The 23,803-nt window shown below is 63.9% G+C and carries 22 protein-coding genes; 12 read left to right on the top strand and 10 right to left on the bottom strand.

Going from position 1 to position 23,803, the window contains the following annotated elements:
- The first annotated feature begins 6 nt into the window (after positions 1 to 6).
- On the top strand, positions 7 to 957 hold the full coding sequence (locus tag KIH45_RS11965) for a metal-dependent hydrolase (protein ID WP_213176236.1): 951 nt from the start codon (positions 7 to 9) through the stop codon (positions 955 to 957).
- Here the strand turns inward: KIH45_RS11965 and KIH45_RS11960 are convergent.
- Positions 945 to 1,652, bottom strand: a complete 708-nt coding sequence (locus KIH45_RS11960; RefSeq protein ID WP_213176235.1) for a phosphatase PAP2 family protein — start codon at positions 1,650 to 1,652, stop codon at positions 945 to 947. The two genes, KIH45_RS11965 and KIH45_RS11960, sit on opposite strands and share 13 nt — an antisense overlap.
- Positions 1,653 to 1,738: 86 nt before the next feature.
- Between KIH45_RS11960 and KIH45_RS11955 the strand changes: the two genes are divergently transcribed.
- Both KIH45_RS11955 and KIH45_RS11950 read left to right on the top strand, forming a co-directional pair.
- Entirely contained in the window at positions 1,739 to 3,124 is a 1,386-nt protein-coding gene (locus KIH45_RS11955; protein ID WP_213176234.1) for a cryptochrome/photolyase family protein, read from the top strand.
- Positions 3,125 to 3,157: 33 nt separating this feature from the next.
- On the top strand, positions 3,158 to 4,417 hold the full coding sequence (locus tag KIH45_RS11950; protein ID WP_213176233.1) for an SAM-dependent methyltransferase: 1,260 nt from the start codon (positions 3,158 to 3,160) through the stop codon (positions 4,415 to 4,417).
- A gap of 25 nt (positions 4,418 to 4,442) precedes the next feature.
- On the opposite strand, the gene KIH45_RS11945 is transcribed toward KIH45_RS11950, so the two are convergent.
- The 3 genes from KIH45_RS11945 to purF form a co-directional block, all read right to left on the bottom strand.
- Positions 4,443 to 4,790 carry a PilZ domain-containing protein gene (locus tag KIH45_RS11945; RefSeq protein WP_144098047.1) on the bottom strand — a complete coding sequence of 116 codons (348 nt, stop codon included), beginning with the start codon at positions 4,788 to 4,790 and terminating at the stop codon, positions 4,443 to 4,445.
- 129 nt (positions 4,791 to 4,919) lie between these two features.
- Positions 4,920 to 5,648: an SDR family NAD(P)-dependent oxidoreductase gene (locus KIH45_RS11940; protein WP_213176232.1), complete on the bottom strand. Its 729-nt coding sequence runs from the start codon at positions 5,646 to 5,648 to the stop codon at positions 4,920 to 4,922.
- Positions 5,648 to 7,126 (bottom strand): amidophosphoribosyltransferase, encoded by a 1,479-nt coding sequence (purF, locus tag KIH45_RS11935; RefSeq protein WP_213176231.1) that lies wholly within the window; start codon positions 7,124 to 7,126, stop codon positions 5,648 to 5,650. Before purF ends, KIH45_RS11940 begins: the two co-directional genes overlap by 1 nt.
- A gap of 272 nt (positions 7,127 to 7,398) precedes the next feature.
- Here purF and KIH45_RS11930 point away from each other — a divergent pair, with 272 nt between their 5' ends.
- From KIH45_RS11930 to KIH45_RS11905, 6 genes are all read left to right on the top strand, one after another.
- Positions 7,399 to 8,640, top strand: a complete 1,242-nt coding sequence (locus KIH45_RS11930) for a lipoprotein-releasing ABC transporter permease subunit (RefSeq protein WP_213176230.1) — start codon at positions 7,399 to 7,401, stop codon at positions 8,638 to 8,640.
- A complete protein-coding gene (locus tag KIH45_RS11925) occupies positions 8,633 to 9,322 on the top strand; it encodes an ABC transporter ATP-binding protein (protein WP_213176229.1) in 690 nt (229 codons plus the stop codon). Before KIH45_RS11930 ends, KIH45_RS11925 begins: the two co-directional genes overlap by 8 nt.
- A gap of 25 nt (positions 9,323 to 9,347) precedes the next feature.
- A complete protein-coding gene (locus KIH45_RS11920) occupies positions 9,348 to 9,944 on the top strand; it encodes a hypothetical protein (protein ID WP_213176228.1) in 597 nt (198 codons plus the stop codon).
- A gap of 76 nt (positions 9,945 to 10,020) precedes the next feature.
- Complete coding sequence (locus KIH45_RS11915; protein ID WP_213176227.1) at positions 10,021 to 10,305, top strand: hypothetical protein; 285 nt, start codon at positions 10,021 to 10,023, stop codon at positions 10,303 to 10,305.
- A gap of 123 nt (positions 10,306 to 10,428) precedes the next feature.
- Positions 10,429 to 13,911, top strand: coding sequence for a DNA polymerase III subunit alpha (gene dnaE, locus KIH45_RS11910; RefSeq protein ID WP_213176226.1), 3,483 nt, complete (start codon positions 10,429 to 10,431; stop codon positions 13,909 to 13,911).
- Between the two features lie 154 nt (positions 13,912 to 14,065).
- Complete coding sequence (locus KIH45_RS11905) at positions 14,066 to 14,785, top strand: hypothetical protein (RefSeq protein ID WP_213176225.1); 720 nt, start codon at positions 14,066 to 14,068, stop codon at positions 14,783 to 14,785.
- Positions 14,786 to 14,861: 76 nt separating this feature from the next.
- On the opposite strand, the gene KIH45_RS11900 is transcribed toward KIH45_RS11905, so the two are convergent.
- The 3 genes from KIH45_RS11900 to KIH45_RS11890 all read right to left on the bottom strand — a co-directional run bounded on the left by KIH45_RS11900 (position 14,862) and on the right by KIH45_RS11890 (position 17,711).
- Positions 14,862 to 15,467: a hypothetical protein gene (locus KIH45_RS11900; protein ID WP_213176224.1), complete on the bottom strand. Its 606-nt coding sequence runs from the start codon at positions 15,465 to 15,467 to the stop codon at positions 14,862 to 14,864.
- A 77-nt stretch (positions 15,468 to 15,544) separates the two neighbouring features.
- Positions 15,545 to 16,624, bottom strand: a complete 1,080-nt coding sequence (locus tag KIH45_RS11895; RefSeq protein WP_213176223.1) for a PA0069 family radical SAM protein — start codon at positions 16,622 to 16,624, stop codon at positions 15,545 to 15,547.
- 52 nt (positions 16,625 to 16,676) lie between these two features.
- Positions 16,677 to 17,711, bottom strand: coding sequence for a sodium:calcium antiporter (locus KIH45_RS11890; protein ID WP_225899882.1), 1,035 nt, complete (start codon positions 17,709 to 17,711; stop codon positions 16,677 to 16,679).
- Positions 17,712 to 17,805: 94 nt separating this feature from the next.
- Between KIH45_RS11890 and KIH45_RS11885 the strand changes: the two genes are divergently transcribed.
- Entirely contained in the window at positions 17,806 to 18,321 is a 516-nt protein-coding gene (locus KIH45_RS11885; RefSeq protein ID WP_213176222.1) for a YcxB family protein, read from the top strand.
- Between the two features lie 4 nt (positions 18,322 to 18,325).
- Here the strand turns inward: KIH45_RS11885 and moaB are convergent, their stop codons facing one another.
- The 3 genes from moaB to KIH45_RS11870 all read right to left on the bottom strand — a co-directional run bounded on the left by moaB (position 18,326) and on the right by KIH45_RS11870 (position 21,528).
- Positions 18,326 to 18,853 carry a molybdenum cofactor biosynthesis protein B gene (gene moaB / locus KIH45_RS11880; protein WP_213176221.1) on the bottom strand — a complete coding sequence of 176 codons (528 nt, stop codon included), beginning with the start codon at positions 18,851 to 18,853 and terminating at the stop codon, positions 18,326 to 18,328.
- Positions 18,854 to 18,865: 12 nt separating this feature from the next.
- A complete protein-coding gene (locus KIH45_RS11875) occupies positions 18,866 to 20,662 on the bottom strand; it encodes a lytic transglycosylase domain-containing protein (protein ID WP_213176220.1) in 1,797 nt (598 codons plus the stop codon).
- A 98-nt stretch (positions 20,663 to 20,760) separates the two neighbouring features.
- The gene (locus KIH45_RS11870; protein ID WP_213176219.1) at positions 20,761 to 21,528 is read right to left on the bottom strand and encodes a uracil-DNA glycosylase family protein; all 768 of its coding nucleotides are present in this window, start codon (positions 21,526 to 21,528) and stop codon (positions 20,761 to 20,763) included.
- 138 nt (positions 21,529 to 21,666) lie between these two features.
- Between KIH45_RS11870 and KIH45_RS11865 the strand changes: the two genes are divergently transcribed.
- Entirely contained in the window at positions 21,667 to 23,313 is a 1,647-nt protein-coding gene (locus KIH45_RS11865) for an electron transfer flavoprotein-ubiquinone oxidoreductase (protein WP_213176218.1), read from the top strand.
- A gap of 43 nt (positions 23,314 to 23,356) precedes the next feature.
- A complete protein-coding gene (locus tag KIH45_RS11860; RefSeq protein ID WP_213176217.1) occupies positions 23,357 to 23,800 on the top strand; it encodes a DUF3592 domain-containing protein in 444 nt (147 codons plus the stop codon).
- Positions 23,801 to 23,803: the final 3 nt, after the last annotated feature.

Below are 23,803 nucleotides of genomic sequence, written 5' to 3'. Positions count from 1 at the left end.
GCGCCAATGGACAATCTTACACATAGCCTCGTCGGCGCGCTGCTCGGCCAGGCGGGACTGAAGCGCCGCACCGGCCTTGCCATGCCCGCGCTGATCTTCGGGGCTAACCTGCCCGACGTCGACGCGGGCTGCGTCGTCTACGGCATGGAAAGCCTCGCCATGCGGCGCGGGCTGACCCACGGGCCGATTGCTTGGGTGCTGCTTCCGCTGCTGCTGGCTGGCTTCCTCTGGTGGTTCGACCGCTGGCAGGCGAAGCGCGGGACGAGGCCCGAGGACAGGCTGCCGGTGCATTTCGGCTGGCTCTACCTGCTGGCGTTTGTCGGTTGCCTGTCGCACCCCGCGCTCGACTGGATGAATTCCTACGGCATCCGTTTGCTGGAGCCGTTTTCCAGCCGCTGGTTCTATGGCGACACGCTGTTCATCATCGACGTGTGGATCTGGGCGGCGATGATCCTCGCCTTCGTGTTCTCGCGCCGGATCGAGAAGCGCGGGACAGGAAACTGGCGCAGGCCCGCGCTGCTGGGGCTGGTCGCGGTGCTGGGATATATCAACTTCAACATGGTCGTGACCGCCACGGCCCGCGCGCAGACGCCGCAGGCCGAGGCGATCGCCAGCCCCGTGCCGCTGGCATTCTGGGCGCGCGACATGATTATCGAGGTCGACGGCCCGATCTATCGCGGCAAGGCGAAGCAGCGCTGGACGCTGGGGCAGGGGCTGGCGGACGATCAGACTTTGCTGACCGACAAGCCTGCCTGCATTCACCCGCTGCAATTGCCGATGTTCGCGTCCGAAAACGCGGAACTGCGCGCCTTTCTGTTCTGGTCACGCGCGCCTTATGTGGAACGGGAAGAACGCGACGGACGCATGGTCGACGTGCTGAAGGATGCGCGCTTCGACGGCCGTTTCGAAGTCGTGGTCGACGTGCCGGCAGAGGCGGAGGAGTGCTATTCCGAGTAGGCGTCGGCGGCCCTGTCGGCAGGGCGTTGGAGGAGCGCGGCGGCGGTAAAGGCCCAGGCCGCGCCGCCCAGCCATCCCGCAATGGCATCGGTCGGCCAGTGAACGCCCAGCCACACGCGGCTCCACGCGATGGCCATGCTGGCCAGCATCGCTACGCCGATGAGGGTCAGGCGAATTGACTGCCTTGCAGACAGCGTCGCAAAGGCCAGCGCCATCGCGATATAGACCACCGCCGAATTGAACGAGTGGCCCGAGGGAAAGCTCATCCCGCCAGCCTCGGTCAGGTGCGGCACAATTTCGGGACGCGCGCGGCCGACCAGTTGCTTGATCCCGCTATTGACCAGCCAGCCGACGATGACCGTCGCGGCAAACAGCGTCGCTTCGCGCTGCAGCCTCAGGAACAGCAGCGCGACGACCGCGCCCAATGCAAACACGTTGCGCAGCAGCACGCCGCCCAGCGCCGTCACGTCGCGCACCATTTCCAGCAGCTTTTCCGGCCCGCGCGGCACAATGCCGTCCGCCCCGCGCCAGAACATCAGACCGAAGCGGTCGATCGCCTGCGTATTGCCGGTCTGTACCGCGATGGCGATAGCGGCAAAGCCCAGCCAGCAGAGCAGCGCGACGACTAGCGCCTTGCGCTGATCGATGCGCCAGCCGCGTTCGGGCAGGACGACTGTCTTTTGTGGAACCGTCATGGAACGGGAACCCGCAGACGCCGCCCCCCGTTCCCGAAGGGAGCGCCCCGCACAAAATCGGGCGTGTCCTGCTTCCGGGAGATTGAATGACCGCCCCCCGCATTGTCTGGTACCGCCGCGACCTTCGCCTGTCCGATCATCCCGCGCTGTGTGCCGCGGCTTCCGAAGGGCCGGTGATCCCGGTCTATGTGCTTGACGAGGAAGGGCCGGACCATCACGCGATGGGCGGGGCGTCGCGCTGGTGGCTGCATCATTCGCTGGAATCGCTCGATGCCTCGCTGGGGCGGCACCGGTCGAAATTGGTCCTGCGACGCGGAGACGCGGCGACGGAGATCGCGAAGCTGGTGGAGGAGACCGGCGCCTGCGAAGTCCACGCGATCCGGCATTACGAACCGTGGTGGCGCAAGGCGCAGGGGAAGCTGGCGAAAGAAGTCGAGCTTTGCCTTCACGACGGTAATTATCTGCTGCCGCCGGGCACCGTCACGACGGGATCGGGCGATCCCTACAAGATCTACACCCCCTTCGCGAAGGCAGCGCGGCAGTGCCTGCCCGCGCGCGAAGTGCTGGACGAACCTTCGTTCTCCAACTCCGATAGCTGGCCGGAATCCGACAAGCTTTCCGACTGGAACCTGCTGCCGACAAAGCCCGACTGGGCAGACGGCTTTCGCGAGGCATGGGAAGTCGGCGAAAAGGCCGCGCACGACCGGCTGGAGGAATGGACCGACCATGTGAAGGACTACGAGGATGACCGGAACCTGCCTTCGATAGATGGCTCGTCGCGCCTGTCGCCGCACCTCCATTTCGGGGAGATTTCACCGACGCAGGTCTGGGACCGGCTTTCGCGGCATACGGGGGCGGGGGCCGATACCTATCGCGGCGAATTGTTGTGGCGTGATTATGCGCAAAACGTGATCTGCCAGTTCCCCGACTATCCGACGCAGTCCTACCGCGATTACGACAACTCCTTGTGGCGCAATCCCAATCGCGGGCACCTGATCGAGGAAGACCTGAACGCCTGGCAGAAGGGGCAGACCGGCTATCCCATCGTCGATGCGGGGATGCGGCAGCTCTGGACGACGGGCTGGATGCACAACCGCGTGCGGATGATCGCGGCCAGCTTTCTTGTGAAGCACCTGCTGATCGATTGGCGGCTTGGCGAGAAGTGGTTCTGGGACACGCTGATCGATGCCGACTATGGCAATAACGGCGTCAACTGGCAGTGGATTTCGGGCACCGGCGTCGACAGCAATATGTTCAGCCGCATCATGGCCCCGCTCAGCCAGTCGGAGAAGTTCGATGCCGCCGCCTATATCCGCGAATGGGTGCCCGAACTGGCGGATCTGCCGGACGACCAGATCCACGATCCCGACGATGCGCACAGGCCCGATGGCTATCCCGAAAAGCTGATCGGCCACAGGGAAGCGCGCGAGCGGGCACTGGCTGCCTACAAGGAGATGAAGTCCGGCGGTTGAAAGGCGGCGCGGCGCGTCGCATAGATAGCCTTGATGGGACAGGGAAATACGCGCGGACGGCATCTTCTCGACGGCGGCTTTCGTTTCGGCGACGGCGGCGGGCTGATCGCGCGCCTTGTTGCGGGCGGTGTCGACAAGGTGGTCGAAAAGATCGATGCCGGCCTCGAAACGGGCCGGATCGAGGCACGTCTGCCCGATGGTTCGACCCGCGTGGTCGGTGGCCGTCGTCCCGGTTTCGATGCCCGCATCCACATCCGCGACTGGCGCGCCATCGTGCGGCTCGTCACCGGCGGTTCGGTCGGCTGGTACCGTGCATGGGAAGCGGGGGAGTGGGACAGTCCCGACCCCGTGCCGATCTTCGCGCTGTTCATGAAAAATGCCGAAGGGCTGGGGTCTGTCGGGCGCGCTAAAGGTCCGTGGCGCATGGCATCGCGGCTGGCGCACTGGCTGAACCGCAATACGATCAGCGGGGCCAAGGCCAATATCTCGGCCCACTATGACCTCGGCAACGATTTCTACGCCGCGTGGCTGGACCCGACGCTGTGCTATTCCAGCGCGCTGTTTTCAGGCACCGACATTCCGCTCGAACAGGCGCAACAGGCGAAAGTGCGGGCGCTGGCGAACCGGCTGAACCTGTCGGACGGCGCAAAGGTGCTCGAGATCGGGTGCGGCTGGGGCTATCTGGCGCGCACGTTGGCGAACGACTTCGGCGCGGATGTTACTGCGATCAGTCTGTCGGACGAGCAGCTTGCTCATGCGCGCGAGGCGAACGCTGCCGATGCCTGCAAGGTTGATTTCCGGCATCAGGACTACCGCGATACGGCGGGTAGCTACGACGCGATTGCCAGTGTCGAGATGGTCGAGGCGCTGGGCCGCGAATACTGGCCGACCTACATGGACTGCATCGCCCGCAACCTGAAGCCGGGCGGGCGCGCCGCGATCCAGTATATCTCGATCCGCGACGACTTGTTCGACGCCTATGCCGGTTCTGCCGATTTCATCCAGGCGTTCATCTTCCCCGGCGGCCTGCTGATCCGCACCAGCGAGTTCCGGCAACTTGCCGAAGAGCGGGGGCTGTCATGGGAGGACCAGACCGACTTCGGCCTGGATTATGCCGAGACGCTGAAGCTGTGGCGCGATGCGTTCGACCGCGCGGCAGCGGAAGGAAAACTGCCGCGCGGTTTCGACGACCGCTTCGTAGAACTTTGGCGGTTCTACCTGATGTACTGCGAAGGCGGCTTCCGCGGCGGCGGGATCGACGTTCACCAGGTTACGCTGGTGAAGAACGCCTGATTCTGCCTCTGCGCGAAACTACGTATCAGACCCGGCGAGCCGACGCGTTGCGATAGCGGCTGACGATGTCGTCATAGACGATCGGGCTCAGCAGGTTCTGGAAGGCACAACCAACCAGATTGTTCTGCCACCAGATCACTTCGCACTGCAGGGCGGCAAGGCCCGGAAGTTTGAGCCAGCACAGCGTGCCGACGGCGAGGCGATTGACGCACTGGGCCGAAAATCCGCCGAGCGAGAGGTCCTGGACCTCGCTTGAAAAGCCGTGTCCGCCTGCCGGGCGCAGCGTCACCGGAATGGTGAGCTGAAGACGCGGCGAGCTGCGATCTTCCTGCGACGCCTTGAAATAGCGGTCGGAGAGGAAAAATTCGGTCATGGCACACGTTCCCTTGCAAAAAGAGACGCTCCACAAGGGGAGCAACCATAGCCGATTTCGCTTTTGTGGCGGGACTCGGCCGTTCCTGAGTTCGGCCAATGTGCCCTGAACGCGGTTAGCGCGAGGTTCCTAAACGGGGTTAACGGAAAGTATCTCGCCGTTAGGAAGCTCTTCACCAAGCATGTTTGCAATGAATTGTGCCACCACTTCGGGCGGTTTCACCGTTGACGGGTCTTCGCCCGGATAGGCGCGGGCGCGCATTTCGGTGCGGGTCGCGCCGGGGCTGACGAGCACGGTGCGGATGCGGCTCGTGTTCGCGTTTTCCAGCGCGTAGCTCTTGAGAAGGCTGTCAAAAGCCGCCTTCGTCACGCCGTATCCGGCCCAGTAGGCACGGGCGTTCGCACCCACTCCGCTGGTGAGGCCGACGACCTTGCCGGCATCGGCCTTCTTCAGCATCGGATGGAACGCGGCGAGCAGCGTTTGCGTGGCCAGCACGTTAACCGTGAGCGCGTTGCTGAAGGCCTTGGCATCAAGATCCTGCACCGGCGTATGGGGCAGGAACACGGCCGCATTGATGACCAGAACGTCGAGCGCATCCCAGCGTCCGGCGATTGCCGTGGCGAGTCGCGCGACCGAGTCGGGCTCCGCCAGGTCCATCGGCGCGATCGTCGCGCTGCCGCCAGCCTTGTGGATCGCTTCCTCGACCTGTTCCAGCTTGCGGTCGTCGCGCGCGGTCAGGATGACGTGCGCGCCGCGGGCGGCCAGTTCGATCGCCGTGGCAGCGCCGATGCCCTTGCTCGCCCCGGTGACGAGCGCCAGCTTGCCCGCAAGGGGCTTGTCGCCAGTGCTGTCCGTCATCACGCGGCCTTTTCGCCGAGCAGGGGAAGCTGCGGGGTCTCACGCTCCGAAAGGTCGGTAAGGCGCGTGGGGTAGTCGCCGGTGAAGCAGGCGTCGCAATACTGCGGGCACTTCTTCTTGCGCTCGTCCTCGCCCACCGCGCGGTAGAGACCGTCGATCGACACGAAGGCAAGGCTGTCGGCCTGGATGAATTCGCGCATGGCCTCGACGTCCATCTGCGCGGCCAGCAGCTTGGACCTCTCGGGCGTGTCGACGCCGTAGAAGCAGGAATGTTCGGTCGGCGGGCTGGCGATGCGCATATGGACTTCGCTGGCGCCTGCCTCGCGCATCATCTGCACGATCTTGAGCGAGGTTGTCCCGCGCACGATGGAATCGTCGATGAGGATGATCCGCTTGCCTTCGACCAGCGCGCGGTTCGCATTGTGTTTGCGCGCGACGGAGGACGTACGCTGACCGTCCGACGGCTGAATGAACGTACGCCCGACATAGTGCGAACGGATGATGCCCAGTTCGAAGGGTACCCCCGATTCCTGCGCGTAACCGATGGCGGCAGGCACGCCCGAGTCGGGCACGGGAATGACGAGGTCGGCTTCTGCCGGGCTTTCGATGGCGAGCTGCGCACCGATTTCCTTGCGAACCGAATAGACCGAGCGGCCGCCGCTGATGGAATCGGGGCGGCTGAAATAGACATGTTCGAAAATGCACGGGCGTGATGCTGGCGTGCCGAACGGGCGGTGGCTGCGCACCGAACCGTCGAAGTCGACCTCGATCAGTTCGCCCGGTTCAACCTCGCGCACGAACTTTGCGCCCACGATGTCGAGGGCAACCGTTTCGCTGGCGAAGACGGTGGCATTGTCGATCTTGCCCATGACGAGCGGACGAATGCCCAGCGGGTCGCGGCAGGCAGCCATGCCGTTGTTCGTCATCACGATCAGCGAATAGGCACCTTCGACAAGGCGCAGCGCATCGACAAAGCGGTCCAGCATCGTCGGGTAACGGCTGGTCGCGACGAGGTGGATGATCACCTCGGTATCGCTGGTCGACTGGAAGATCGCGCCCTTGCGGACGAGATCGGCGCGAAGGTGCATCGCGTTCGAGATATTGCCGTTGTGCGCGATGGCGAAACCGCCGCTGGCGAGATCGGCATAGAGCGGCTGCACGTTGCGCAGGCCCGAACCGCCGGTCGTGGAATAACGAACGTGGCCCGCGGCCATTTCGCCGGGAAGTTCGGCCAGCGCCTCGCCGGTCGAGAAATTCTCTGCCACGTGGCCCATGCCGCGGCGGGTGAAGAATTCGGTCCCGTCGAAGCTGGTGATGCCGGCGGCTTCCTGGCCGCGATGCTGCAGGGCATGAAGGCCCAGAGCCGTGACCGCCGCCGCGTCGCGCGCGCCGATGACGCCGAAGACGCCGCACTCTTCGCGCAGCTTGTCACCATCCGCGTCGGTGAAGGGATGGAGGCCGAAATCCGTGGACGCCATGCGTATAATGTTCCGCTGTGTTGCCTTGGTTGGCTTGCGCGGCGGCCCTAGCAGAAAGGCCCCGACGCGTCACGCGCGCCTTTGCCGATGTTTCATCCCGATTACAACCGCCGAGTTCCCGCGGGCCTTGCCGTCTCGCCGTCTGGCGGTCAGCTTCGCAAAGCTTGCCAGTCGTGGAACCGCCCCCTACTCAAACGGTTCATGACGAAGTCAGGGGCGGGGCAGCATCAGGTTTGCCGTATACCGCCCGCATAACAGGCAGAACCTTCAACTTGCTTCTCTCCCCTTTCGAATGGACCATCGCCAAGCGCTACATGCTGCCGGGGCGGGGCGAGGCGTTCATCGCCATGGTCGCCGGTATCAGCCTTGCGGCCGTAATGCTGGGCGTCGCCGCGCTCGTCATCGTGATGAGCGTGATGAACGGCTTTCGCGCCGAACTTCTGGACAAGATCGTGGGGCTGAACGGCCATGCGGTGATCCAGGCCTATGGCGGGCGGCTGAACGATTGGGAAAACGTGCTTGAGGAAGTGCGTGAGACGCCGGGCGTCACCGATGCGTCGCCGCTGATCGAACAGCCGCTGCTGGGTACCTACGAAGGCCGGGTCGAGGCCGTGCTTGTGCGCGGGTCCACGGCGGAATCGATTACCGAGCTCAAGGAAAAGCAGGTCATGGGCAACCTTGATCTGCTCCAGCCGGAATCGGGCCGCGTCGCGATCGGTTCGCGCCTTGCCCAGAACCTTGGCATCCGCATCGGCGACGTCATCACTGTCATCAACCCGCAAGGGCGCACGACCCCGTTCGGCACCGTCCCGCGCGAAATCGGCTACGAAGTCGCCGCGATCTTCGAGATCGGCATCTATGACTACGACAACGCCTATGTCGTAATGCCGATACAGGACGCACAGACCCTGATGCTGATGGGTGATACCATCGGCATGATCGAGGTCATGACCGAAGACCCCGACACGGTGGGTGAGACACTGGCACCATTGGCGCAGAAGCTTGCGGGCAGGGCGGTCGTCAACGACTGGAAGACGATCAACGCATCGCTGTTTGAGGCTTTGGCGGTCGAACGCGTGGCGATGTTCGTTGTGCTGTCGATCATCGTGCTGGTCGCGGTGTTCAATATCCTTTCCAGCCTGATCATGCTGGTGCGCGCCAAGACGCGCGACATCGCGATCATGCGCACGATGGGCGCGACGCGGCGGTCCATTCTCAAGATCTTCGTGACCGCAGGCTTCCTGATCGGCGCGCTGGGCACGATTGCAGGCCTGATCCTTGGCTTCGTGGCGCTGGAATTCCGGCAGTCGGTGGTGAAGCTTGTCGAACTGCTCACGGGGCAGGAGCTTTGGGACCCTTCAATCCGCTTCCTGTCCGAACTGCCCGCGCGGACCGATCCGGGCGAAGTCGTCGTCATCGTCGGCATGGCGCTGGTCCTGTCGTTCCTCGCCACGCTCTATCCCGCGCTGAAGGCGGCGAGCACCGATCCCGTGCAGGTGCTGCGTTATGAATGAGACCGCAACAATGCCCCCCGTCGTCGAACTGAAGCAGCTGACCCGTTCCTTCACGCAGGGCGGCGTCACGATCGATGTCCTGCGCGGTATCGATCTGACGATCATGCCCGGCGAGATCGTTGCGCTGCTCGGCCCATCGGGTTCGGGCAAGTCGACGATGCTGCAGGCGGTCGGCCTGCTCGAAGGCGGCTTTGGCGGAGAGATCGCGATCTGCGGCAAGCAGGCGGAGAAGTCGAACGGCGATGCCCGCACCGCGCTGCGCCGCGATCACCTGGGCTTCGTATACCAGTTCCACCACCTGCTGCCCGATTTCGACGCGAGCGAGAATGTCGTCCTGCCCCAGCTAGTGGCAGGCGTGCCGCGCGCAGAGGCGGAGGCGCGGGCCGAGGAACTTCTCTCGGCGCTCGGCCTCGGCCATCGTCTGACCCACCGGCCCAGCCAGCTTTCGGGCGGCGAACAGCAGCGCGTGGCCGTGGCCCGCGCTCTGGCGAACAAGCCGCAACTGGTGCTGGCGGACGAGCCTACCGGCAACCTCGACGAAGTGACGAGCGACCGCGTGCTGGAGGAATTCCTGCGCCTCGTGCGCGGGCAGGGCAGTGCCGCGCTGATCGCGACGCACAACGAGCGGCTGGCAGCGCGGATGGATAGAGTTGTGCGGTTGCACGAGGGCAAGTTAAGCTGATCTCCGGTTTGTCGGGAGAACGGGGATGTCTTCAGTAATAGCGATCCTCCTGCTGACGGCGGTAGCTCCCGAAGGAACTGTCTCGCCCGACGATCCAATGGCATTGGCGGCAGACGCGGCGGACGGTATCGCCGCACCTGCCTGTGCCGGTGGCCATTTCCGCGATTTCGATTTCTGGCTGGGGGAATGGGATGTCTATCCCTTCGGCAAGGACGAAAAGATCGCCGAGAGTTTGATCCAGCGCCTCCATTCGGGCTGTGCCATCCGCGAAAGGTGGATGCCGCTGAAGGGCGAAGGCGGTTCGAGCCTGTCCGGTTTCGAGCCTTCGACCGGACAGTGGCACCAGACATGGATCGGCTCTGCGCCCGGCAGGGTTGAATTCAACGGCGGCTCCGAAAAGCCGGGCACGATGGTCTTGACCGGCTGGTGGCCCGGCGCGGGCGGACCGGGGCGCGATGGCTGGATCAGGATGGAATACACGCGCCAGCCCGACGGTTCGGTACGCCAGCGCGGCACGTTCTGGCCCAAGGACGGACCGGCGGAAGGAAAGGTGTGGGAGCCCTCGTTCGATTTCCTCTATCGCCGCAAGGACCGGGATTGTGCCGGGGATTGCCCGCAATAGGCGCGTTTGATCTGGAACAAGGCACGCGTGCGGCGCGTTCTTTAGACAAACTTCACTTGCACTCAGGAGGGCCCCCATGAGCGAACATCCTTCAACCATCCAGAGCGAACCGTATGACCCCTCCGAAAAGGAATGGGACGATCATGCCGCGCTCCACCGCCGTGAAGACGGCGTCGAAAGCAACATGTTGCGCGGGCTGAACATCATCCGCGACGGCACTTTTGCCGAAATGATCGCCTTCGTGATGAGCCTTCCGGAAAAGGACCGGGCAGGCCTTGTCATTCAGAAGTCGGGCGACCGCACTTTCACTCTTGGCGAGATCGAGGCGCTGTCCCGGCGTGAGGACTTTCCCAAGGCCTGACGGAGCGATCCGCCAGCACGCACCGACAACCCGCCCCGAACGGGCGACAAAACAGGGGACACCCCTGTTGAAACGGCCCGCCACGCCCTCGCGCTTGGCGGGCCGTTTGGCTATTTTACTGGCATGGCCTTCGCTCCCTTCGTCCCGCTTCGCGTCTTTTCCAGTTTCACGATGCTGGAAGGCGCGATCGATCCGAAGAAACTGGCAAAGCTTGCCAAGGAACGCGGCTATCCCGCCATCGCCATCTGCGACCGCAACGGGCTCTACGGCTCTATTGCCTTTGCCGGCGCGGCGAAGGACCTCGGCGTGCAGCCGATTGTCGGCACGTTTCTTGCCGTAAAGCGACCGAACCGTGATGCTATCGACTGGATTGCGCTCTATGCTCAGGACGAAACCGGCTGGGACAACTTGTGCCACCTCGTATCGCGCGCACATCTCGATCGGCCGCTGCATCTCGACCCGCATGTCGAGATGGAAGCGCTGGAAGGTCACACCGACAGCCTGATCTGCCTGACCGGCGCGGGCGAGGGCGCGCTGGCCCGCCTCTACACCGCCGGACAGAACGACGAGGCCGCGGCCTATGCCGACAGGCTGCAGGCGCTGTTCCCGGGCCGCCTCTATGTCGAGATCGCCCGCACCGGCGCGCCGGACGAAGCGGAGAGCGAGGAAGCGCTGATCGATCTGGCCTATGCGCGCGACCTGCCGCTGGTCGGCACGAATCCCGCGCAGTTCGACGAGGCGAGCTTTCACCCCGCGCACGATGCCATGCTCTGCATCGCGAACTCGACTTACATCGACACCGCCGACCGCCCGCGCGCGCCTGCCGATGCCTGGGTGAAGCCCGCAGACATGATGGCGCAGATCTTCGAAGACTTGCCTGAGGCGATGGCCAACACGATGGTCGTCGCCCAGCGCTGCGCCGTCATGCCGCCCTATCGCAAGCCGATCCTGCCCAGCCTCGCCGGCGATCTGGAAGGCGAGGCGCGCATGATTACCGAGGACGCCAAGCGCGGCCTCGAAAAGCGGCTCGAAGTCTATGGCGAGATGGACCCCGAAGAGCGGCAGAAGTATTTCGACCGCCTCAAGTTCGAGATCGACATCATCGTCGGCATGGGCTTCCCTGGCTACTTCCTGATCGTTGCCGACTTCATCAAGTGGGCGAAGGATAACGGCATTCCGGTGGGGCCGGGCCGTGGTTCGGGTGCAGGCTCGCTGGTCGCCTGGGCGCTGACGATCACCGATCTCGATCCGCTGCGGCTCGGCCTGCTGTTCGAACGTTTCCTCAATCCCGAACGCGTGTCGATGCCCGACTTCGATATCGACTTCTGCGAAACGCGGCGCGGCGAGGTGATCCGCTACGTTCAGAAGAAATACGGCCACGATCACGTCGCGCAGATCATCACTTTCGGCAAGATGAAGGCCCGCGCCGTGCTGCGCGATTGCGGCCGCATCCTGCAGATGAGCTATGGCCACGTCGACCGGCTGACCAAGATGGTGCCGAACCTTCCGGCGGACCCGTGGACGCTGGACCGCGCGCTGAACGGGATTGCCGAGTTCGCGGGCGAGTACAAGCGCGACCCCGAAGTGCGCCGGTTGCTCGACCTTGCGATGCAGCTGGAAGGCCTGCCGCGCAACTCGTCCACCCACGCGGCGGGCGTGGTGATTGGCGACCGTCCGCTCTCCCAACTCGTCCCGCTCTACCGTGATCCGCGTTCGGATATGCCGGTGACGCAGTTCGACATGAAGCACGTCGAAAGTTCGGGCCTCGTTAAATTCGACTTCCTCGGCCTGAAGACCCTGTCGGTGCTGCGGAAGGCGGTGGACCTGTTGAAGCGGCGCGGGATCGAGATCGATCTCGACGGCCTGCCGTGGGACGATGCGGGCGTGTTCCAGCTTCTGAAGCAGGGCAATACCGTCGGCGTGTTCCAGCTGGAATCGGAAGGCATGCGGCGCACGCTGGCCGCGGTAAAGCCGACGCGGTTTGAAGACATCATCGCGCTCGTCTCGCTCTACCGTCCGGGCCCGATGGACAACATCCCCCTGTTCGGCCAGCGCAAGAACGGGCAGGCGGAAATCGAATATCCGCACCCCAAGCTCGAAGGCATCCTGGCCGAGACGTACGGCATCTTCGTCTATCAGGAACAGGTCATGCAGGCCGCGCAGATCCTTGCCGGATACTCGCTGGGCGATGCAGACTTGCTGCGCCGCGCGATGGGCAAGAAGGTGCAGGCCGAAATGGACGCGCAGCGCACGCGTTTCGTCGAAGGCTGCAAGGAAGTCAGCGACATCGACGCGAAGAAGGCGAACGAGCTGTTCGACTTGATCGACAAGTTCGCAGGCTACGGCTTCAACAAGTCGCACGCCGCCGCCTACGCGCTGCTCGCCTATCAGACCGCGTGGCTGAAGGCGCATTATCCGCACGAATTCTACGCCGCATCGATGTGCTTCGACATGCACCAGTCGGAAAAGCTGTCGGTCTTTGTCGACGACATGCGCCGCTATCCCGGTGGCGGATTGGAATGTGCGGGACCCGACATCAACATGAGCGAGGCCGAGTTCACGGTCGAACCGACCGACGAGGGGCACCGCGTCCGCTATGCGCTGGCGGGCATTCGCAACGTCGGCGAAAAGGCGATGGACGCGATCGTTGCCGAGCGTGAAGCTCGCGGCAAGTTCGAGAGCCTCAAGGACATGTTCGAGCGTCTGCCAGCAGGCTCGATGAACCGCCGCCAGCTCGAAGGGCTGGCCTGTGCGGGGGCGCTCGACAGCCTTGAACCCAACCGCGCCAAGGTCATCGCCAATGCCGACATGCTGCTCGCCGTGGCCGATGCCGCCGTGCGCGAGAAGGAAAGCGGGCAGGCGGGCCTGTTCGGCGGAGAGGAACACGCCAGCGCCGATCTGCGGCTGGTCGAGGCACCGGCATGGGCGCGCAAGGACCAGATGGAGAAGGAGCGCGAGAACTTCGGCTTCTACTTCGCCGCGCACCCCGTCAGCCAGTGGCGCGCCGTCGCCAGCGCACAGGGCGCACGTTCCTACGCCAGCCTGATGGCCAGCGGCTCCGAAGGTGGAGCAGGCGGGCGCACGAACGCGGTCATGGCCGTGCTGGTCGAAGGGGCGAACAAACGCCAGACCCGCAAGGGCAAGGACTTCGTCATGGGCGACTTCTCCGACCAGTCGGGTCAGTTCAGCGCGTCGTGTTTCGAGGAAGGGCTGGTCGACAGCTTCCGCGAATGGGCGAAGTCGGGCGAGTGCGTCCTGCTCAATGTCGAACTCGACCGGCCCAGCGCCGATGAACCGCCGCGTGTCACCGTTCGCGGGGCGAGGGCGCTTTCGGCGGTGAAGGGTTCGGCCCGCATGGAGCTGCGCCTGACGGTCGACCGAATCGATGCCTTGGCAGAGCTCGCTTTGGCGCTGCCGCAGTCCGACGAGGCGACCGGCGAGGTTATCGCGCGTCTGCTGCTGGGTGAGGGGCGCGAGGCGACGATGCTGCTTGGCCGCAAGTTCGCACTAGACGGCGAACTCGTTGACCGGATTGCAGAAATTGCCGGGGTTAGTGAAACCGCGCTATCGGCCAAATCGACGAAGGCACTGCGCCTGGTTGCGTGAGGTCTACGCAAAATCCCGAAACGGGACGCAATTTTACTACTTAAAATGCATATTTTCCAATCGATTTGATCTTTATCAAAGGAATTGAGATAATATTGGGATAGCCGGCATCTGGGTATGGTCGCGCGATAAGTGTTCTTGTTGGAGAACGGCTTTGGCCGATCGTGATTTTGACGACCCCAGTTACCCCCGCAAGGCCGAAGACCCCCGCTCGGCCTATGCCAGTGTCGCACTCGAATTCATCAATGCCGCCCGCAGTGCCGTGCCGGAACCGTGCGAAAGCGATGGCGGATGGCGGGTGCGGCTTGCCCAGGCCCTTGTCGGCGCACTGAAGGGGCAGGGGCGTAGCCTGGGCGAATTTGCGCCCAAGGATTTGCGCCACAGCGGCGGCGACTGGATGCCGACGTTGGAAGTTCACACGGACTCGCTGATGTTCCGTGACGGTATCGTCCGCTTCGGATCACCCAAACCCGCTATCGAAGATTACAGCGCGATCGAGGAAGTCGCCAAGCAGGCGGCGGAACATCTCGCGCTGCTTGCCGAACTGCGACCGCACTTGCAGGCGCAGTTGGACGAAGTGCGCCGCAAGATCGTGGAGGAAACCTCGGCTTGCGGCGCGTTCTGTATTCGCGACCTCGTGTTCGAAGAAGTGCGCATCGTGCCCGATCCGGATGATGACTCGGCCAAGCCGGACGTCATCCTATACGTCGATGTCGCGTATGATTTCGGGCTCTGCGACAATCAGGTCCTGCGGGAGACCTGTCCTGTGCAGACCACACTGGGCAAGTCGCCCAACCTGTCGATCCTGCAGCGCCGGCTTGGCCGGTCCGGCTGCTCGAAGGCGGGCAATTGCGACAAGCCCTGCGACTTCTGACCCCGGCCTGTCCCCCACTCACACGCGGCCGGGGTCAGAAACCTCGCTTTCGCGTTTGCGGCTGGGTTGCCGTCTCTCAATAGTCGGAGACGTCGCCTTCCAGCCACGCGCGGTCTTCGCGGTCCAACTGGTCCTGCTCGATCTCGCGCTCCATCTTGCTGAAATCGCTCTGCATCTTGAGCGCGTCGCGCTGCATCTGCGGCAGGTTCTTCATCACTGCGCCCGAGTTCTGCATTTCGACTTTCGCGCGATCATAGGCACGGCCCTGCAGGGTGGAATGGACCAGTTCGTTGAACGCATTGTTGGTGATTTCGACACCAAGCTTGGCGGCTGCGCCGTCAGCCGCGGCGCGATCGCACGATGTCAGTACCTGTATCGCATCTGAGCGAGCATCGTGAACGCTCGCCTTGCAGGAGATGCGGGCGTGCGAACCTGATGCCTCGTAACGCACCACGCCTTCTTTGCGGCTGGTGACCTTTACGTCGAGCGTTCCGAAAGGACCGGCACTGCCGGGGAGCGGGGCCTTGGTCAGCTTTTCGGATACTTGCGCAGGCGTCAGCGAATAAAGCGGGCCATTGGCCGGATCGACGCGTTCCATCGTGCCGAAATTCATGTCCGGCGCGAAAAAGACGCTAAGACCGACAGCAGCGACAACTACGCCGCCGATAAGCATTTCCTTCATGACAAGTATCCCCCTGAATATGGCGGGAAATACTTAGGCGTGACTTGGTTACTTGCCGGTAAACCGTTCAGGAATTGTCACAAAAGCCGCAATTGTCCGTCAACCGGCGGCGGTGTGAAGGCCGAACAGTCGAGCTCCAGCCTTTGCTGCGGCAGGCCCGATCGCTTGACGGCGAGCGCGAAGCGTTGGCGGAACAGGTCGGCCCAGGCACCTGTGGGGCGAAAGCGCGAATGAAAGCCCGGATCGTTGTCCCGCCCGCCGCGCATTTCCTGCACGAAGGCCATGACCTTGCCCGCCCGGTCCGGGAAATGCGTGTCGAGCCATTCGCGGAACAGCGGCGCAACTTCGTGCGGCAGGCGCAGCATGATCCAGTTCGCCGCGCGCACACCTGCCGTTGCCGCCTCGTCGACGATGGCTTCCATGTGGTGATCGGTGATCGCGGGGATGATGGGCGAGATCATGCAATGCGTCGGAACGCCCGCCGCCGCCAGCCGGGCCAGCGCATCGACGCGGCGCGCAGGGGAGGACGCACGCGGTTCGAGGATGCCCGACAGCCGCGGATCGAGGCTGGTGACCGAAATGCTGACCGCGACAAGCTGCTGCTTTGCCAATTCGGACAGCAGGTCGATATCGCGCAACACGCGGGCCGATTTCGTGGTGATGGCGACGGGGTGCTTCGCTTCGAGGCAAACCTCGAGGATCTCGCGCGTGATACCGTACTTACCCTCGATCGGTTGGTAGGGATCGGTATTCGTGCCCATCGCCATGATCTCGGGCGCGTAGCCGGGTTTCGCGAACGTGCGGCGCAGGATCTTCGCCGCGTCGGGCTTGGCGAACAGCTTGGTTTCGAAGTCGAGGCCGGGCGACAGGTCGTGATAGGCGTGGGTGGGCCGCGCAAAGCAGTAGATGCAGCCATGTTCGCATCCCCTGTAGGCATTGACCGAGCGGTCGAAGGGAATGTCGGGCGACTTGTTGAATGTCAGCACGGCGCGGGGATGTTCCTCGGTCACCGTTGTCCGCAGCTTGGGGGCGGGGCCGTCTATCGCCTCTGCATCGTCCAGCCAGTCGCCATCCGCCTCGCGCTCGGCAAGGTTGAAGCGGCGCGACAGCGCGCCCGATTGCGCGCCGCGCCCGTGCGGTGCGGGTGGTGTCGGCATGTTCGGAACATAACTAGAACAAAAGCAATGTGCAACGATTCGACGCGCCGAGTTATCCCAGCGCGATCTGGAGCCCCGCACCGCCCAGCCATAGCGTCAGCAGCAGCGTCGATTCCCAGCCGATGCCCGCCGGTCCCTGCCTCTCGCGTCTCAGAAGGCCAAGCAGCAGGATCGCCGTCATCACGACGACCAGCGCCATCCAGAATACGGCACGGTCGCTGATCGCGTGATAGATGCTGCCCTCACGATAGCCGACGTCGCTGGCCGCAATGAACAGCGCGTCGAACATGTTCCCGCCGATGATCCCGCCGATGGCGAGTTGCAGCGCGCCGTTGCGCACGGCAGCAACGGTCGTGACCAGTTCGGGCAGCGAGGTGACCACCGCGGTCAGCAGCGCACCGACAACGCCCTGCGAAATGCCATAGCGCGACGACAGTTCGACGCCCGCTTCGCCCACGACCCAGCCGCACACGCCAACAACGGCGACAAGCGCCGCGAACGTGGCGAAGAGCATCCTGGTCGATCGGTCGTCCTCGCACTCGTCATCGTCTTCGTTGCGCGTCGCCTCGGTCTTGCGGGGAATCCACATCGGTTCCTGCCGGATGCGGTGCGCGTTGTGCAGGCCGACGAGGTAGATCGCGACGAGCAGCGGGCTGATCGGGTGGATCGAAAAGACCGTCACCGCAGGGCTGGCCCATGCGAGAATGGGGAGGGCGGACAGCATGATCAGAACGCCTGCCTGCCCAAGGTTCACTGCGCTTGCCGCCGCGTGTTCAAGGTTCACCTTGCGATAAGCGATGTCGGCAAGGGCAAGGAACATCGTCTGCGCCGCGATCCCGCCCAGCGCGTTCGACACGCTGAGTTCGGGGTGCCCGCTGGCCGCCGTGCTGATCGATGTGACGATGCCGGAGATCGACGTGCCCGCGCCCAACAGGACCGATCCGATCAGCGCTTCGCCAAGGCCCGTCCGGTCGGCCAGAACGTCGGCGATGTTGGCCATGCGGCTGCCCAGCACGGCGATGATGAGAGCGGCCCCCGCAAAGGCGGCCAGCAGCAAAGTATCGGAAGCGGCTGCGATGTCCGGCAAATTGATCTCCCCTGTATGTCACCTGCGAACACGCGAACGCGGCGCTTCGTTCCGCGCGGCTTGCAATGCGGTAACCTTTGCGGCCTAAACGAACATGATGGAGACGAAGGGACCTTTCAGCTTCACTGTCCGCGAGGAACAAGTCGTCGCCGCGATGAAGCGGTTGATGCTGGCGCGCGCTTGGAAAGGGCCGATCCGCTGGATGCTGATCCTGATCGCCGTGTTGCTGGCGTTGCTGGTCGTGCTGGATTTCTCGATGACGGGCGAAGTGTCGGGGCAAGCCCTTGCCTTCCTGATCGCGGTGCCGGTTGCGTTGGCCATCGTCTATTTCTGGATGGCGCCAATGATGGGCCGCCGCCAATACCGGCAAAGCGCGGCGCTACGTGCCGAAAGCACTATCGCGTGGGATGACGAGGCGGTGATGTTCAGCGGCGAACGCGGCCATGCGCGGATGCCGTTTGCAGAGTTCCATCGCTTTGCCGTCAGCGGTGATATGCTGATGCTTTACCAGACCGAGATGTACTTCAATCTCTTGCCTCTGGACGCCGTGGGCGATGCGGCGGCGGACCTGATCGCAAAGCTGGAAGCGGCGGGCGTGAAGCGGGTCTGAGCCCTTATTGCTCCCGCAGGCGGGGCATCAGTTCCACGAAATTGCAGGGCCGGTTCCGGCTGTCGAGTTGTTCGGCAAGAATGCCGTCCCAACCGTCCTTCACCGCGCCGTTCGATCCCGGCAGGGCGAAGATGTACGTGCCCCGCGCCACGACTGCACAGGCGCGCGACTGGACCGTGCTGGTGCCGATGGACTGGAAGCTGATGAAGCGGAACAATTCGCCAAAGCCCGGGATCTCGCGCGTTTTCACACGCTCCAGCGCCTCTGGCGTGACGTCGCGGCCGGTAAGTCCCGTGCCGCCTGTGGTGACGATCGCGTCGATGTTTTCATCTTCGATCCATGAATGAAGCTGGGCGACGATACGGTCGGCGTCGTCCTTCATGATCGTGCGATCGATAAGGGTGTGGCCCGCGTTGTGGATGCGGTCGGCAAGGATGTCGCCGCTGGTATCGTTATCGGGCGTGCGCGTGTCGGACACCGTCATGAGCGCAATCCGGATCGGCTTGAACTTGCGTCTTTCGTCGATGGCCATGTGTGGTTCCCGTCAGCGTTTCAGTTTCGACAGGACCGGCTTGCCATGCCGCGCCACCGCGCCCGCGCCTGTGGGCGAGGGGAACGTCGGCCACAGGTTCTGCGCCAGTGCCTGCTGCACATCGTCGTTCGCGCCTTCCTGGCGGCGGTACATCAGGTAGTTCTTCGTCACGATCGCGACGTAGGAACGCGTTTCCCAGTAGGGGATGGATTCGATGTAGAGCAGCGGATCGCCGAAGTCCTTCACTTCGCTGTTCCAGCGCGTGATCGGCGAAAGCCCTGCGTTATAGGCCGCCATGATCTTGGGCAGCAGCCCCTGCGTCCCGCCGCTGTCGCGCAGCATCTCAAGGTTGCGCTGGCCGAAGCTCATGTTCGTGGACGGATCCTTGAGATCCACGCCGTCGGCATTCATGCCCAGCGAGGGCGCGTGCTGGCGCACCGTAATCGGCGTGATCTGCATCAGGCCCACGGCATTGGCGGGGCTGACCGCTTCGGCGCGGAAGTTCGATTCCTGCAGCGTGTGGGCATAGGCAAGCGCGGGGTCGACCCGCCAACCTTCGCGCGGTGCCCAGCGCGTAACGGGATAACGCGTCGCCGGATCGGGCTTTGCCCCGCGCGGCGCGTTGTAGGCCATGTAAAGTTGCGTCGAGGGCAGGCCCAGTTCGCGGGCGAGACGCGTCAGGCTGTCATATTCGTTCGGGTCGCCGATCTGAGCCTGATGGCGCAGGACTTCGTCGGCAAGGCCTTCGCGTCCAATTTCGACCAGGGCGATCGCGGTGCGCACGTTCTCGTCATTCGAAAGCGCGCGCCAGTCGCTGGAAGAGAACGACTGCCCGACCACGTGTTGTGGCGGGTCCATGCCAAGCTGTTCGGCGGCGATCATGCCGTAAAGCGTTTCGGAATAGCCCGCCGCCGCACGCAGGGCAGGGTCTGCCAGCTCGGGCTGACGGCAACGGGTATAGGCGCGCGCCGCCCAATAATAGGACGCGGCGCGCAGTTCCTCGTTCGCGGCGCTGCGCGATGCCTTGTCGAAACCGTCGGCGGCAAGCGCGCAATCGCCAAGGCGCCATGCGGACAAGCCTGCAACCCACCAGCCTTCGCCGACCCATGCGCCGCTGCCGCCGCTGGCGACGGTGCGCGCCATGGCGAGCGCGGCGCGATCATCGTTCTCGATATAATAGGACCATGCGACGCGCTGGCGCCATTCGGCTCGGGCCTGCGGCGAAAGCGTCGCGTCCACACCGTCCAGCAGGATGCGCGCGCCGTTGGGATCGTCGTTCTTGATCCGGTCGAGGATCGCGTTCGACACTTCGGCGGGCATTGACGCATCGCCGGTGCCGCGCGGCAGGATCCGCTTGGCTGGGCTGCGCAGCGAAACGAGGCGCTGCGTGCCGGGAAGGCTGGGCCCGTTCTCAAGCCCGCGCTTGATCGCAAGGCGGCCGATCTGGCCCGCCTGCGGCAGGTCGCGGCCCATCGCCAGCCAGTTGTTCAGCGCGTCCAGCTCGATCTTCGGGCTGTTGGGGTGGAGGTAGTATTCCGCCAGCGCCAGCTGCTTCAGGCTGTCGTTCGGGCGGGCGGCCAGCATCTGTTCGACCGCGCCCCAGTTCTGCGCATCGATCTGCGCGAAGACGCCCGAATAGAACGCGCGGTCCTGACCGGAAAGCTGGCCGGGGATGCCCGCACTGCGCGATGACGGCAGATTGGCGCTGTCCGCAAGGGCAGGTGTTGTCGCGACGGCGGCAGTGCCGACCGACAGTGCGAGGAGAAGCGGGCGCAACCGGGAAAGAGGGTTCGAACGCGTTTTTGCCATGACCGGCCCTTTGTGAGGCAACTGGGTAAAGATGGCCTGAACGCGCCAACACGCGAACGGCCCCATCATGACGACGATGAATCGCAGGTGGGTTAGCGTCAAGCGCCCGAAACGAAGGCAAGCCAGCGTTGCCAGAAAATCCTTTTATATCCGACCCTTGCTGCCATCTGGTCGAGTGGATAAGCGGCAATCAGCGGGATTTTCCTGTCGCCGATGCCTAGGAAACCCGTGCCGTCACGCTCGAACGTGTCGGGCGAAAGCAGGGTCAGCGCCTCTCTAGACAAGACAAGCAGACGCTCCGGTGCGACGAGTGACACGTGATGACGCAGCACCGCGCCCATTCCGGCCTGTGCAAGCCCTTCCCAATCCGCGGCAGGCGTGCGGCGGGGCAGGGCCGAGGCGCGATAGATCGCTTGCGGTTCGTATCCCATCGCCCGCTCGATCGCGTCGAGTAATTGTCCTTCGGGGCCGGAGAGCAGCAAATCACGGTCGGCTTCTTCCGGCTCTGCCACGATCACCATCAGCGGCGGGCGCGACGTTCCGCGCGGGGCGACACGGCGGTCGGCAGGTGCATTATCGAGCGAGGCATCTGACAGCCACCAGCCCGCAAAATCTTCCAGTTTTTGCGGCCAGCCATCCTTCGCCTCTTCCAGCTTCGCCTGTTCGGGCGCGCTGGGGCCCAGCGGCTTGGGTGGCGGCGGGGGCGGCATTTTCGGGATCGCGGGGGCGGACGGGTTAGCCTTTTCCTCTGCCTCGGCCAGCCAGTCGCGCGGTTCGTCCGCGAACGCCATGTCCACGCCCGCGTCCTGCCAGAAGGCATTCAACGCGTCGTACATCGTGCGCAAGTCGGGTCTGTCGCTGCTCAAACGGGTGGCTTTCCGGTCAATTTTCGTGGCCTTTGTAGCCATAGCTGTTCTTAGCACCAGTCTTGACCTCGGGCGCTACAGCAATCAAGGGCTTGGAGTTGAAGAGGGACAACTGGAAGACAAGGGGAACCCCCAGAGATGAGCGAACGCGAATCCATGCCGTATGATGTCGTCGTCGTTGGCGGCGGCGTGGCAGGCCTTTCGGCGGCAATCCGCCTGAAACAGGTGAACCCCGAAATCGAAGTCTGCATCCTGGAAAAAGGTTCGGAAATCGGCGCGCACATCCTGTCGGGTGCGGTGATCGACCCGCGCGCTCTGGATGAACTTTTCCCCGACTGGCGCGACGAAGGCTGTCCGATGGCCGAAACGCCGGTGACGGACAACCTCCACTGGGTCCTGACGCGCGGCAAGAAGTATTCGCTGCCGCACATCGCGATGCCGCCGCTGCTGTCGAACGACGGCAACTACACCGGTTCGCTGGGCAACCTGTGCCGCTGGCTCGCCGAAAAGGCGGAAGAGATGGGGATCGAGATTTTCCCCGGCTTCCCCGCTGCTGAAGTGCTCTACAACGAGGACGGATCGGTCAAGGGCGTGGCCACGGGCGACATGGGCGTTGCCGCCGACGGCACGCACAAGGGCGACTATCAGCCGGGCATGGAATTGCACGGCAAGTACACGCTCTTCGCCGAAGGCGCGCGTGGGTCGCTGACCAAGGAGCTGAAGGCGAAGTACGACCTCGAGGCTGATTGCCAGCCGCAGGTCTATGGCCTTGGCATGAAGGAACTGTGGGACATCGATCCCGAACTGCACGTTCCGGGCCGCGTTATTCACACGCAGGGCTGGCCGCTTTCGGAAAGCGAAAGCTGGGGCGGCGGGTTCCTGTACCATCAGGCGAACGGGCAGGTTGCGCTCGGTTTCGTGGTCGCGCTCGATTACAAGAACCCGTGGGTCTATCCTTTCGAGGAATTCCAGCGCTGGAAGCAGCACCCCGAAATCCGTAAGATCCTCGAAGGCGGCAAGCGCGTGGCCTATGGCGCGCGCGCCATCAACGAAGGCGGCTGGCAGTCGGTGCCCAAGCTCGGCTTCCCCGGCGGCGCGCTGATCGGTTGTGCGGCAGGTTTCGTGAACGTGCCGCGCATCAAGGGCAGCCACACCGCGATGAAGAGCGGGATGCTCGCCGCCGAAGCGATTGCCGAGGCGATCGCCGCCGGCCGCGAGAATGACGAAGTGGCCGAGTACGAAGCGAACCTGCGCAGCAGCTGGATCGCGGACGAACTCAAGAAGGTGAAGAATGCAGAGCCTGCCGTCGCCAAGTTCGGCGGCGCGCTGGGTACGGTTCTGGCCGGTGCCGACATGTGGATGCGTACGCTCAAGATCGGTCTGCCGATCACGATGGGCCACCACGCCGACTACGAAAGCACGGGCCGCGCCGATCTTTACAAGAAGATCGAATATCCCAAGCCCGACGGCAAGATCAGCTTCGACCGTCTTTCCTCGGTGTTCCTGTCGAACACCAACCACGAGGAAGATCAGCCCTGCCACCTGAAGCTCAAGGACCCGTCGATCCCGGTCGAGGTGAACCTGCCGGTCTATGGGGGCCCCTCGCAGCGGTACTGCCCGGCGGGTGTGTACGAGTTCACGGGCGTGGAAGAGGGCGAGCCGAAGTTCGTGATCAACTCGCAGAACTGCGTCCACTGCAAGACCTGCGACATCAAGGATCCGAAGCAGAACATCATCTGGACGACGCCCGAAGGTGGCGGCGGGCCGAACTATCCGAATATGTGAGGTGGCCTGAGTGCCGCGAGGAGATCGCTCTTTGACGAAAGGCTTGTCCAGCCTTTCGTTTCTGGGTTTTCTCGCGGCGGTCCCTCTGGCGTGGATGATCGTCAGCGCGGTCGCGGAACATGATCGTAGGTCAGGCCTGCTGCGCGACGGTGTCGTGGTGATGGCGACCGTCGTAGAGTCGGAAAGCTGGGGGCGCAGTTGTCGCTTCGGCTACCGCTTCGAGCATGAGGGTGAACAGTTCGAAGGAGGAGAGGGCGGCTGCCCTCTCGTTCAGGATCATCCCGTCGGCAGCCGGGTGGAAGTGCATTTCGCGCCTGCGGATGCCAGCCAGTCGATTGCGGTAGGTGCTGATCTCTGGCCGGGTTGGGTCGTCGTGCCTTTGCTCATCGGCCCATTGCTTCTCCTCCTTGGCGGGATGCTTGCCTACGCGATGCTCAAAGATAGTCGAAAGCGCGCACGGCGCAGCGCCCTCCGGTTCACGAGGTAATTG

Origin of the sequence: Croceicoccus gelatinilyticus, assembly GCF_018398395.1 — a bacterium.
In the GTDB taxonomy this organism is placed as follows: Bacteria; Pseudomonadota; Alphaproteobacteria; order Sphingomonadales; family Sphingomonadaceae; genus Croceicoccus; species Croceicoccus gelatinilyticus.
Note: the sequence above shows the minus strand (reverse complement) of the source record. Positions and strands in the feature narration are given on the sequence as shown.